This is a genomic window from Rhodovibrio salinarum DSM 9154, from assembly GCF_000515255.1.
In the GTDB taxonomy this organism is placed as follows: domain Bacteria; phylum Pseudomonadota; class Alphaproteobacteria; order Kiloniellales; family Rhodovibrionaceae; genus Rhodovibrio; species Rhodovibrio salinarum.
In genome coordinates, this window is sequence record NZ_KI911559.1 from 1,781,641 (window position 1) to 1,794,206 (window position 12,566).

8 protein-coding genes are annotated in these 12,566 nt (G+C 63.8%); 6 read left to right on the top strand and 2 right to left on the bottom strand.

The genetic code is table 11. From position 1 onward, the window contains the following. Window positions 1-16 precede the first annotated feature (16 nt). The gene (locus RHOSA_RS21320) at window positions 17-1,984 is read right to left on the bottom strand and encodes a sigma-54-dependent Fis family transcriptional regulator (protein ID WP_037255944.1); all 1,968 of its coding nucleotides are present in this window, start codon (window positions 1,982-1,984) and stop codon (window positions 17-19) included. 438 nt (window positions 1,985-2,422) lie between these two features. Between RHOSA_RS21320 and RHOSA_RS0108310 the strand changes: the two genes are divergently transcribed. From RHOSA_RS0108310 to RHOSA_RS0108335, 6 genes are all read left to right on the top strand, one after another. Then, a complete protein-coding gene (locus tag RHOSA_RS0108310) occupies window positions 2,423-4,570 on the top strand; it encodes a hydantoinase/oxoprolinase family protein (protein ID WP_027288308.1) in 2,148 nt (715 codons plus the stop codon). A gap of 65 nt (window positions 4,571-4,635) precedes the next feature. After that, the gene (locus RHOSA_RS0108315; protein WP_027288309.1) at window positions 4,636-6,954 is read left to right on the top strand and encodes a hydantoinase B/oxoprolinase family protein; all 2,319 of its coding nucleotides are present in this window, start codon (window positions 4,636-4,638) and stop codon (window positions 6,952-6,954) included. Window positions 6,955-7,053: 99 nt separating this feature from the next. After that, window positions 7,054-7,554, top strand: coding sequence for an acetone carboxylase subunit gamma (locus tag RHOSA_RS0108320; protein WP_027288310.1), 501 nt, complete (start codon window positions 7,054-7,056; stop codon window positions 7,552-7,554). A gap of 322 nt (window positions 7,555-7,876) precedes the next feature. Beyond that, window positions 7,877-8,362 carry a MarR family winged helix-turn-helix transcriptional regulator gene (locus RHOSA_RS0108325; protein WP_037255947.1) on the top strand — a complete coding sequence of 162 codons (486 nt, stop codon included), beginning with the start codon at window positions 7,877-7,879 and terminating at the stop codon, window positions 8,360-8,362. Window positions 8,363-8,368: 6 nt separating this feature from the next. Continuing rightward, on the top strand, window positions 8,369-9,574 hold the full coding sequence (locus tag RHOSA_RS21325; RefSeq protein WP_051431952.1) for an HlyD family secretion protein: 1,206 nt from the start codon (window positions 8,369-8,371) through the stop codon (window positions 9,572-9,574). Beyond that, window positions 9,571-11,121, top strand: a complete 1,551-nt coding sequence (locus RHOSA_RS0108335) for a DHA2 family efflux MFS transporter permease subunit (protein WP_027288312.1) — start codon at window positions 9,571-9,573, stop codon at window positions 11,119-11,121. Before RHOSA_RS21325 ends, RHOSA_RS0108335 begins: the two co-directional genes overlap by 4 nt. A 12-nt stretch (window positions 11,122-11,133) precedes the next feature. Here the strand turns inward: RHOSA_RS0108335 and RHOSA_RS0108340 are convergent, their stop codons facing one another. Continuing rightward, a complete protein-coding gene (locus RHOSA_RS0108340; RefSeq protein ID WP_027288313.1) occupies window positions 11,134-12,564 on the bottom strand; it encodes a peptidoglycan -binding protein in 1,431 nt (476 codons plus the stop codon). Window positions 12,565-12,566 lie beyond the last annotated feature (2 nt).

Sequence of the window (12,566 nt, forward strand, 5' to 3'; positions counted from 1 at the left end):
CCCTATTATCGGGACGTCAGCGTGGCGTACGGGGGGCTAGGCCATGTGTGCGGAGCTTGCGGTACAGCGTCGAGCGCGCCACGCCAAGCCGTTTGGCGGCCCACGTCAGGTTGCCATTCGTATCGGCCATGGCTTGTCGGATCGTCTCGCGTTCCGAAGCGTGTAGGTTGCCGCGCGCGCCAGCCGAGGGCTCGTCCGGCGCCAGTGGTCTGGCGCCGGCGTGGTCAGCCGTCTGGGGGGCCGTATGAAGGGACGTTTCCGCGCCCGTTCCGTTGGCTTCTCTGATTTCCTCGGGCAGGTCGTCTAGCGTGAGCCGGTCGAAGTCCCGCAGCAGCAGCATCGTCTCGACGACATTGCGCAGCTGCCGAACGTTGCCGGGCCAGTGATAGCGGGTCAGGGCATCCAGAGCATCGGGGTCGATGCGTACGTCTGATTCGCCGCGTCTTTGGCACGCCATGCGAATGAAATGCTGGGCGAGCAGGGCGGCATCATCGCCACGCTCGCGCAGGGGTGGGATACGCAGGCGCGCGACCGAAATCCGGTAGAACAGGTCGCTTCGAAAATGTCCCTGGTCGACGCGCTGTTCCAGGTCGCGGTTGGTCATTGAGATCAGACGCGCCGTTACCGCCACGGGGCGCGCGGCTCCCAGACGGTAGACCTGCCCGTCCTCGAGCACGCGCAGCAGCGTCGGCTGCAGGTCGAGCGGCATCTCCCCGATTTCGTCGAGACAGAAGGTGCCGCCGTCGGCATGTTCGATCTTGCCTTTGCGCCCCTTGTCCATGGCGCCGGTAAAGCTGCCCGGCTCGTAGCCGAACAACTCCGAGGCGATCAGATCGCGGGGTAGCGAGGCTGCGTTGACCGGAACGAAGGGGCCCGGGAAGGTGGGGGCGAAGTGCAGGGCGCGGGCGAACAACTCTTTGCCGACACCGGTTTCGCCCTCGATCAAGACAGGACCGTCTCCCGTGGCGATCTTGTGCGCGCGTTCGGCACAGCGCCGGATTTCAGCGCTGTCGCCAATGATGGCGTCGAAGCGGATCGGATCAGTATCGCTGTTCCGGCTTTTCGGGCGCGGATTGCCACGGCCCTTCAGTTTCAGGATGGCGCCGAGAGGCGCGCCATCCTGTTCGATCGGGTCGAGAGCCGCCCCGGCCAACGGTTCCGGCATCTGCTGTGCCCATCCATCCGGCGTGGTGCCGGTGAACTCCGCGATCTTCTGGTAGGGTTGCACGCTGCCGTCGGGATCGAGCAGCCGCTGGATGCGGTCGCTTGCGTAGATCAGTCGGCCCTGGCGGTCGATCAGCGCGACGTCCCCGGACAACTGGCGCCGGGCCCCGAGGTAGTGGCGCAGCAGGGCGGTATGTTCGTCGTTGAGCCGCTGGGCGAAGGCGTTTTCCACCCTCCGGGCCGCCGAGACGGCGAAGGCGAGCGCCTGGGGATGGAAGCTGGAGGTGGGGCCGGAAATATCGAGGACCCCGAGCATGGACCGGTCGAGGGGGTGCTGAATCGGGGCGGCGGCGCAGGTCCACTTCTTGATCTCCAGGCAGAAGTGTTCCGCCGAATGGATTTGCACAGGGCTCTGCTCGTGCAGGGCAGTTCCGATCGCGTTGGTGCCGATTTCCTTTTCCTGCCAGGTGCCCCCGGGCTGCAGATTGATGTCGTAGGCCAGTTCCATCGTGGCCAGGTCGCCGCGTGAATAGAGCACGAGGCCGTTGGCGTCGGTCAGCAGCATCATCGAGCCCGTGGCCGAGAGGAACTGCCCGGCTTCCTGCAGCAACGGGTCGACCACGTTTCTGTGAACTGGAAAGTGGGATTGCGCACGCGCCAACGCCTCGCTGCGCGCGGTTGGCGCGCGTCGGCGTTCGATATCGACCGTCTCGTGGCAACGCTGCCAAGACTGTTCCACGACCGACCGGACCGGGGTCGACCGCACGCGTCCGGTAACGAAGGCCTCCCAGGCCTCCATCACCCGCCGATCCTGAGTCATGAGCGCGGCCTCCCCAGGTCGCGACCGTTATGTATTTAAGAGTGAATCTACGAAATCGGTATGTGCTATGCAAATCCACTCTGCATGCAGATGTGTGTAGGCGGCTATGCGGACAAAATGGCGCCAAGTCGGCTGAGTGCGTTATCTCTCGCTGTCGCACCCTGAAGCGTTGCAAATCGAAACGTGTGGCAGACACAGTGTCTCATTTTGCAACGGATATTCGGCCAACGCACCTCAAGTGCACTGTCGCAAGTTTTTTTGCCGGGGAACGGCAAACGCGTGGCGATACGCAGCAGAGACGACGGCTGCCAGGGTCCAGAGCGGGCACGAAAGGTCTCTTGGCATGCGGCTTGCTGATTAGAAGCGCGACCGGCGGCCGAGACGCCGTTGGGCACAAAGCAAATAAAAGCAACGCATACCAAGCGGGAGGGCTCGCTCTTGAGCGTACAGAACATTCGAGACGTCCAGGTCCTTGGCATCGATGCCGGCGGGACCATGACGGACACCTTCTTTGTCGACCGCAACGGAGAGTTCGTGGTCGGCAAGGCACAAACCACTCCGAAGAATGAATCCCTCGGCCTGCTGGAATCCAGTCAGGACGCGCTTGCGCACTGGGACATGGATCTGAAGGAGGCGTTCCAGACCCTGCGCACGGGTGTCTACTCAGGTACGGCGATGCTCAACCGTGTCGTGCAGCGCCAGGGTCTGCGATGCGGCCTGATCGTCAATGCCGGTATGGAAGATTTTCACCGGATGGGCCGGGCGATCCAGAGCTATCTCGGCTATGCCTACGAGGACCGCATCCATCTGAACACGCACCGATACGATCCACCGCTCGTGCCGCGCGAGCGCACCCGGGGGGTGGTCGAGCGGATCGACATGATGGGCGAAGTTGTGATTCCGCTGCGCGAAGACAGCGCCCGCGCGGCCGCCCGCGATCTCATCAAGCAGGAGGTCGAGGGCATCGTGATCAGCCTGCTGCACTCCTACAAGAACCCGACGCACGAACGCCGCGTGCGGGACATCGTGGAGGAGGAGGTCGCCGCGGCCGGCGCGCAGATTCCGGTGTTCGCCTCCGCCGACTATTACCCGCTACGCAAGGAGACGCACCGGACCAACACCACGATCCTGGAGGCCTACGCTGCGGAGCCGTCCCGTCAGACGCTGGCGCAGATCACCGAGGCGTTCCAGGATCAGGGCGCCAAGTTCGATTTCCGGGTGATGGCGACCCACGGCGGCACGATCTCGCGCAAAGCTCAGGAACTTGCGCGTACCATCGTCTCCGGGCCGATCGGCGGCGTCATCGGTGCCAAGTATCTGGGCGAGACGCTTGGCTACAAGAACATCGTCTGCTCGGACATCGGCGGCACGTCTTTTGATCTGTCGCTGATCACGCAAGGCAATCTTGTCATCCGCAGCGATCCGGACATGGCCCGGTTGGTGCTGTCACTGCCGCTGGTGGCGCTGGACTCGGTCGGTGCGGGCGCAGGCAGCTATGTGCGCCTCGATCCCTACACCCACGCGATCCAACTCGGCCCCGAGAGTGCTGGCTATCGCGTTGGCGTCTGCTGGGCGGACAGCGGGATCGACACGGTTACGATCTCCGACTGCCACCTGGTTCTGGGCTACATCAACCCGGACAACTTCCTGGGCGGTCAGATCAAGCTCGACCGCGAGCGCGCGGTCGCAGCGATCCGCGAGCAGGTGGCCGACCCGCTCGGGCTGTCGGTCGAGGACGCGGCGGCCGGTGTGATCGAGCTGATGGATCAGGATCTGCGCGATCACATGAAGTCGATGATTTCCGCCAAGGGGTACAGCCCGGCGAGTTTCACCTGCTTCTCCTACGGCGGGGCCGGTCCGGTGCACTGTTACGGCTATACCGAAGGGCTCGGCTTCGAGGACGTGATCGTCCCCGCCTGGGCGGCCGGCTTCTCGGCGTTCGGGTGTGCCGCGGCGGATTTCGAATACCGCTACGACAAGAGCATGGACATCAACGTGCCCCCGGATGCGAGCCATGCCGAGAAGATCAAGGCGGCAGCCGATCTGCAGGCGGCTTGGGACGAGTTGAGCGAGAACGTCCTGCAGGAGTTCGAAGCCAACGGCTTCACGCGCAAGGACGTCACGCTGCAGCCGGCCTTCCGGATGCAATACCGAGGCCAGCTCAACGACCTCGAGATCGACTCTCCGATCGCGAAGGCCGAAGGGACGGACGGTTGGGACCAACTGGTCGACGGCTTCAACGACGCCTACGCCCAGGTCTATTCGGCCTCCGCCCGCTCGCAGGAACTCGGCTACTCGGTCACCTCGGCGATCATGCGCGGCAAGGTCGAGATCTCCAAGCCGAACATCCCGACCGAGGAGATCCAGGGCGAGACGCCGCCAAAAGAAGCTGAACTCGGCACCCGCAAGTTCTACCGCAAGGGCAAGTGGGTGGATGCCCGGCTGCTGCAGATGGAAACGCTGCTGCCGGGTAACAAGATCGTCGGGCCGGCGATCATCGAGTCCGATGCCACGACGTTCGTCGTGCCCGGCGGTTTCGAGACCAGGCTCGACGAGCACCGTCTGTTCCACCTGCGCGAACTCTAATCGGACGTCCGGGACAACGGACGCTCTCTTAAACAAACGCGTTCTCAATTTGGGGAGGACACGCGATGAAGGACGATGTGAAGTCCGCGCGCGGAATCGTGCGCGGCGGCGAGAAGCTGAAACAGCACCGCGATCGGATACTCGAGGCGACGCGCGAAAACGGTTGCTACGCGGGCTTGAGTTCCTGCGAGCTGCGCGAACGCAATCCGATCCATTACAACAAGCTGTTCTCGCGGCTGCGTGCCGGCGTCGTCGAAGCGCGTGAGACGGCTAAGAAGATCGCCGCCTCGCCGATCGTCGAGCAGGAGGGTGAGCTGTGCTTCACCCTCTACAACGCTGCCGGCGACTGCGTATTAACGTCCACCGGGATCATCATTCACGTCGGCACCATGGGTGCGGCGATCAAATACATGATCGAGAACGGCTGGGAAGAAAACCCAGGCGTCAATCCGGGCGACGTGTTCTGCAACAACGACTGTCTGATCGGCAACGTCCACCCTTGCGACATTCATACCATCGTGCCGATCTTCCACCAGGACGAGTTGATCGGATGGGTCGGCGGGGTCACGCACGTGATCGATACCGGCGCGGTCGGCCCCGGATCGATGACCACCGGCCAGGTGCAGCGCTTCGGCGACGGGTATCAGATCACCTGCCGCAAGATCGGCGAAAACGACGAGCTGTTCCGCGACTGGCAGCATGAGAGTCAGCGCATGGTCCGGACCACGCGCTATTGGATGCTGGACGAGCGGACCCGGCTGGCCGGCTGCCACATGATCCGGGATCTCGTGCACGACGTGATCGCGGAAGAAGGGATCGAGTCCTACTGGCAGTTCGCCTACGAGGCGATCGAGCACGGACGGATCGGGCTTCGCAACCGGGTTAAGGCGATGACGATTCCCGGCAAGTACCGGCAGGTCGGCTTCGTCGACGTCCCCTACAGCCATGAGGACGTCCGGGTTCCCTCCGACTTCGCCAAGGTCGACAGCATCATGCATACCCCCTCGGAGATCGAGATCCGGGCGGACGGCAGTTGGCGGCTCGATTTCGAGGGCAGCAGCCGCTGGGGCTGGCACACCTACAACGCGCACCAGGTGAGTTTCACGTCGGGCATCTGGGTGATGATGACCCAGACCTTGATCCCGACGGAGCTGATCAACGATGGGGCGGCGTACGGGACCGAGTTCCGGCTGCCCAAAGGCACCTGGATGAACCCGGACGACCGGCGTGTCGCGTTCGCTTACTCTTGGCATTTCCTGGTTTCTTCTTGGACCGCGCTGTGGCGGGGGCTCAGCCGGGCGTACTTCGGCCGCGGCTTCCTGGAGGAAGTCAACGCCGGCAACGCCAACACGTCGAACTGGCTGCAGGGCGGCGGCTTCAATCAGTACGACGAGATTCACGCCGTGAACTCGTTCGAGTCGGCTGCCGAAGGGGTCGGAGCGTCCGCTGTGAAGGATGGCATCGACCATGCGGCCGCGATCTGGAACCCCGAAGGCGACATGGGGGACATGGAGATTTGGGAACTCGCCGAGCCCCTGGTCTACCTCGGGCGCAACATCAAGGCGAACTCTGGCGGTTACGGGAAGTATCGGGGTGGCTGCGGCTTCGAGAGTCTGCGCATGGTCTGGAATGCCAAGGACTGGACCATGTTCTTCATGGGCAATGGTCACATTACCTCGGACTGGGGGCTGATGGGCGGTTATCCATCGGCCGCAGGTTACCGCTTCGCGGCCCACAAGACCGGCCTGAAGGAGCGGATTCAAAACGGAGATCCACTGCCGTTCGGCGGCGACGCCGATCCCAACGCGCGGCGCCTGGAGAGCCTTCTCGCGTCGACCGCGCAGATCAAGCGGGACAAGCAAGCGATCACCACCGAGGAGATGTTCGCGGACTATGACCTGTACCTGAACTACCTCCGGGGCGGACCGGGCTTCGGCGACCCGATCGAACGAGACCCCGAGAGTGTCGCGGCGGATCTGAACGGCGGCTACCTGCTGCCGCGCTTTGCCGAGCAGGCTTACGGGGTCGTCGTCGCGCAGGACGGCGATGGCAGTTGGTACGTCGATGCCAAGGCGACGGAGGCCCGGCGGGCAGAGATCCGCAAGGACCGGCTGGCCAAGGCGCAGCCGACCCGCGCATGGATCAAGCAGGAGCGCGAGCGCATCCTGCACAAGCAGGGGGCGGACGATACAGTGAAGCAGATGTTCGCCTCGTCCTTCCGTCTGGGTCCGCGATTCTACCAGGAATTCAAGACGTTCTGGGAACTGCCCGAGGATTGGCAGCTGGTCGAGGAAGAACTCGATCGTCCGAGTTACGGCGCGCACTACGCGATGGACATCTCGGAACTGCCAGACGTGCACCCGGTCCAGTTGGTCGAAGAGTAGGTCCTGGCGAAGGGGCCGGGACGGAAACCCAGTCCGCGGCCCCCGCCTGTCTTGTCATTCCTGAACAACGGATCGCGCTTACCGAAAGGACGATACGTCATGTCTTACAGCCGCAAGAAGATCGAGGAACTGATCGACGGCACGATCGACCCCGACACGCTGCACACCATGCTCTCGGCCCCGAAGGATCAGGACCGGTTCACGAAGTATCTTGAAATCCTGCAGGAACGGGTGCCGTGGGACGATCCGATTCTGCTGCCCTATGGCCCGCACCTCTACTGCGTGCAGAAGAAGGAGACCAAGCAGTGGGTCATTCGGTGCGGGTGCGGTCACGAGTTCTGTGACCAATCCGAGAACTGGAAACTGAGCGCCGTGGTCAATGTACGCGATACACCGGAGGAGATGGCGGAACTCTACCCGGATTTGATGGCGCCGACATCCAGTTGGCAGGTCATCCGCGAGTACTTCTGTCCGGAGTGCGGCACCCTGCACGATGTCGAGGCCCCGACACCCTGGTACCCCGTGATCAAGGATTTCGAACCCGACATCGAGGCTTTCTATCGGGACTGGCTGAAGTTGCAGGTGCCCGAGCGGGCGTAGGCGCTCTCGGGCGAGTTGGACGTCTTTTGGATTGAGGATACGCCACCCGCGACGCTGGATCATCGGCGTGGCGGGTGGCGCTTTTGTTCGTCGTTGCGCCGCATCCGCGTTGCACGGCACGTCGTTGCCCAGATCCCCGTGGACCGGATGCGCGCCGTTCGCTTGACCCGTCGGGCTTGCTAACGCCGCGTCGCGCGTATCGCCCCGGCCTGTCGGTCAAGGGTCCAGGCAGACGCATGGCCGCCATCGGGTTTTCCTGTTGCCTGGAAATGGTAAGCGTTGCTTATTATATGCTTGCGTTAGAGTCGAACGGAGCAGTGCATTGGGCTTCGCCAACCAACCGAATCAAAGTCTGGGGTTCCTGTTGCACGACGTGCAGCGGCTGTTGCGTCGTAACTTCGCCCGTCGCACCCAGCATCTCGGCCTGACCCAGGCGCAGTGGCAGACCTTGGCCTACCTAGCGCGCTGCGAGGGCATCAATCAGGCGAAGCTGGCGGAACTCTTGGATATCCAGCCCATCACCCTGACCCGGCAGATCGACCGGCTGGAAGCCTCAAACCTCGTGGAGCGGCAGCGGGATCCGGACGACCGCCGCGCCGTGCGGCTGTACCTGACCGAGGCGGCCACGCCGCTGCTTGAAAGCCTCTGGGCGTTTGCAGAGGAGACCCGGGAAGACGCGCTTGCCGGGGTTTCAGCGCAGACCCGCGAGACCTTGATCCAGACGCTGCAGGAGATGCGCCGCAATCTGAGCGACTGCGACGCCGAGGCACGGAGGCCATTCGTCGGCAAAGAGAAGAGTGAAACGTAAAACTAAATGACCCAGGACACGCAGCCCCAGACCGCCCCAGATACCGAACAAACCGGCCGGGACGGGGCCTCATCAAGTTCATCCGCCCGCAAGCGTCGGCGGCGTTGGGTGCGCCCGCTGCTCTTGCTCGCCGGACCGTTGGCCGTCCTGGTCGGCGGCATCGCCTGGTATTACACCGGCGGCCGCTACGAGAGTACCACCAACGCTTATGTGCATGCCGACATGGTCGCGATCAGTCCGGAGGTGAGCGGCCCGATCGCCGAGGTGAAGGTGGACGAGAACGAGGTGGTGCACAAAGGCGATGAGCTGTTCCGCATCGAGCAGCGGCCGTTCAAGCTTGCCGTTGCGCGCGCGGAAGCCGAGCTGCATTCGGTCCGCCAGGATATTCGCGCTCTAAAGGCGACCTATCAGGAGCAAAAGGAAAACCTGCAACTCGCCCGTATCCGGCGTGGGTTCGCCCAGCGCGATTTCGATCGCAAGAACAAGCTTAGCCGAACCAACGTCGTCTCCCAGGCCAAGCTGGACGAGGTGCAGAACGCGCTCGAGACCGCGCGGCAACAGGTGGCTGTTTCGAAGCAGGCCATGCAAGCCACGCGGGCTCAGCTGAGTGGCGACCCGGACTTGCCGGTTGATCAGATGCCGAAGGTCAAATCGGCACAGGCGGCGCTGGAGAAAGCGCAGCTCGACCTTGCGCATACCACCGTCCCCGCGCCGTTCGATGGCATTGCCAGCAACACGCCGGAGCCGGGCCAATACGTCGGGCCGTCGGCATCAGTGATGAGCGTGGTCGCGACCCGCGGCGTGTGGGTCGACGCCAACTTCAAGGAAACGGCGTTGACCCACGTGGCCCCGGGCCAGGCAGTGGACATCCGGGTCGACACCTACCCAGGCCGGGTCTGGCACGGCACGGTTGCCAGCATCGCACCCGCCACCGGGTCGGAGTTCTCGGTGCTTCCGGCCCAGAACGTGACCGGCAACTGGGTGAAGGTGGTGCAGCGGATTCCCGTGCGCATCGCGGTCGAGACCCCGCGGGATGCCCCGCAACTGCGCTCGGGCATGAGCACCGAAGTCGAGATCGACACCCGCCATCGTCGTGAGCTGCCCGCGTTCGCGCGTAAGGCGTTGGCGTGGCTGGGGACGTTCCCCGAGACCGCGATGGCGAAGACGCCGGACCAGGCATCTAAGGCAGCTGGGGGCAGCGCCGGGCAATGACCAGCGCCGTCGCGTCGGGCCGTGCCTCGGAAGGGGCGTCCTCCCGTGGCCTGACCACTGTATCGATCATGCTGGCGACGGTCATGCAGGCGTTGGACACGACCATCGCCAACGTCGCCTTGCCGCACATGCAAGGCAGCATGTCCGCGACGCAGGAACAGATTTCCTGGGTGCTGACGTCCTACATCGTCGCGGCGGCGATCATGACGCCGCCGACCGGGTATCTGGCGGCACGGTTCGGCCGCAAGCGGTTGTTCATGGTCTCGGTCGCCGGGTTCACCCTGGCATCGATGCTTTGCGGCGTGGCGACCTCGCTGCCGCAGATCGTGGCCTTCCGGCTGCTGCAGGGTGCCTTTGGGGCCGGCTTGGTCCCGCTGTCGCAGGCGGTGCTGCTCGACACCTATCCCCGGGAACAGCACGGCTCCGCCATGGCGATGTGGGGGATGGGCGTGATGCTGGGCCCGATCCTTGGGCCGACTTTGGGTGGCTATCTGACCGAATACTATAACTGGCGCTGGGTTTTCTTCATCAATGTGCCGGTTGGCGCATTGGCGCTGGCCGGGATCATGGCCTTCGTCTCCGAGACCAAGACGGAATCCGGGCGCGTCTTCGATTGGTTCGGCTTCACGCTGTTGAGCATTTCTATCGGCGCGTTGCAGATGCTGCTCGACCGTGGGCAGTCGCAGGATTGGTTCTCGTCGTACGAGATCATCATCGAGACCGCGCTGTGCGGCCTGTGCTTTTACATGTTCCTGGTGCACATGTTCACCGCGAAGCACCCTTTCCTGGAACCAGGCCTGTTCAAGGACCGGAACTTCGTCATCGGCCTGTGCTTCATCTTCATCGTCGGCATTATCCTGCTGGCGACGCTCGCGCTGTTGCCGCCGTTTCTTCAGAACCTGCTGGGGTATCCGGTCCTGACGGCCGGGCTTGTCCTGGCGCCGCGCGGGCTTGGCTCGATGGCGGCGATGCTTCTGGTCGGACGGCTGGTGAAGCATGTCGACATCCGCCTGATGATCTTGTTCGGCCTGAGCATGACGGCGCTGTCGCTCTTCCAGATGACGCAGTTCAACGCCGAGGTCAGCATGACCACGATCGTGCTCACCGGCGTGCTACAAGGGATCGGGCTGGGCTTCATCTTCGTGCCTTTGAGCACGATCACCTTCTCCACCCTGGATGTCCGGTACCGGACCGAGGGGACGGCGATGTTCAGCCTGATGCGCAACATCGGCTCAAGTATCGGCATCTCGGTGATGACGACGCTGCTAACCCAGAACACCCAGTTGCTGCACGCCGGGCTTGTCAGCTTTCTGACGCCCTTCCGCGCCCTCATGCAGCCGTCGATGCTGCCGGACATGTGGAACTGGCACACCACCGCCGGGGCGGCCGCCCTCAACAAGTTCGTGACGGAGCAGGCGAGTCTGATCGCCTACCTGGACGACTTCCGGGTGATGATGTGGACCGTGATCGTGGTGATGCCGCTGCTGTTGCTGATGGGCAGCCCGAAGCAACGCGCGGCGGCCAATAGCGTCGAAGGCCTGGAATAGGGGCTTTCGGGGCTACTTCGTCGTCAGCTTGAACTCGATCCGACGGTTCTTGCGCAGGGCGTCGGGACTGTCGTCCTTGGCGATCGGCTGATACTCGCCGAAGCCGGTGGCAGCCAAGCGGTCGGGTGGAATGCCCTGGCCGATCAGGAACTTGACGACCTCGGTCGCGCGGGCGGTGGAAAGCTCCCAGTTGGACGGGAAGCGGCCGGTCTGGATCGGGCGGTCGTCGGTGTGGCCGTCGACGCGCAGAATCCAGTCGATGTTGTCCGGGATCTCCTGGGTAATGTCGTTCAGCGTGTCGGCCAGCTGGCGAATCTGCTGCCGGCCGTCGGGGCCCAGCCGGGCGGAGCCGCTGTCGAACAGCACTTCCGACTGGAACACGAAGCGATCGCCCACCACCCGGATGTTCTCGTTGTCGCCGAGAACCTCGCGCAGCCGGCCGAAGAACTCGGAGCGGTAACGCGCCAGCTCCTGCACCTTGTTCGCCAGCGCTTCGTTCAGACGCTCGGACAAGTTGGCGATCCGGACATCCTTCGCTTCGTTCCGCGCTTCCTCGGCTTCCAGCGCGGCGTTCAGCCGGGCAACCTGGCGACGCAGGGAAGCGAGCTGACTGTTCAGCATGTCGAGACGCGCCTGCTGGTCCTGGCTCAGCGATTGGGCCTGCTGCAGCTGCTCGCGGGTCTGGGAGAGCTGGCTTTCCATCTCCTGGGCCGTGCTGCGTTGCTTTGCCAGTTCGTCTTGCAGACGGGAAATCTCGGTCTCCTGCGTCTGGGACGACCGTCGCGCGGCGGCAAGGCGGGCGAGCAACTGCTCGATGCGTTCCTGGCGCTCCTCCGCCGTCAGCTGCTGCTCTTCCAGGTTTTGCTGCAGGCTCTCGATCTGGTCCTGGCGCTTCTCGGCCTCCTGCTCAAGGGCGGCGAGGGTGTTTTCGAGCGTCGTGACCTCGTTGCGCAGCTCATCGCGCAGGCTGCGGAGGGTGGCGAGCTCGTTCAGCTGGGTCTGAATCTTGTCCTTGTCGGCGTCGATCGTTTGATAGGCCTGCTGGAGTTCCTGCTTCCGCTCCTCAGCGACCTGTTCGCTCTCTTGGAGTTGTTGTTGCAGTCGGTCGTTGCGGTCGGACAGGCTGGCGAGCTGCTGCTGCAGGTCCTCGCGCTTGGAGACGGAGCTTTGCAACTGTCCGGACAGCTGGGCGACGTTGAGGCGCAGATCGGCGTTGGCGTCACGCTCCAGGCTCAACAGCTCGGACAGTTCGTCGACCCGCTCCTGCAACTGCTGCAGCGCCTCGTCCCGGCCGGACAGGGCCGCTGACAGGAAGAACTGCGCGATCACGAAGACCATCAGGACGAACACGACGACCAGCAGCAGGCTGGCCAGACCATCGACGAAGCCGGGCCAGATGTTGACCGACCGCTGACTGCCGCCGGTGCGGTCCATGCGGTACATCG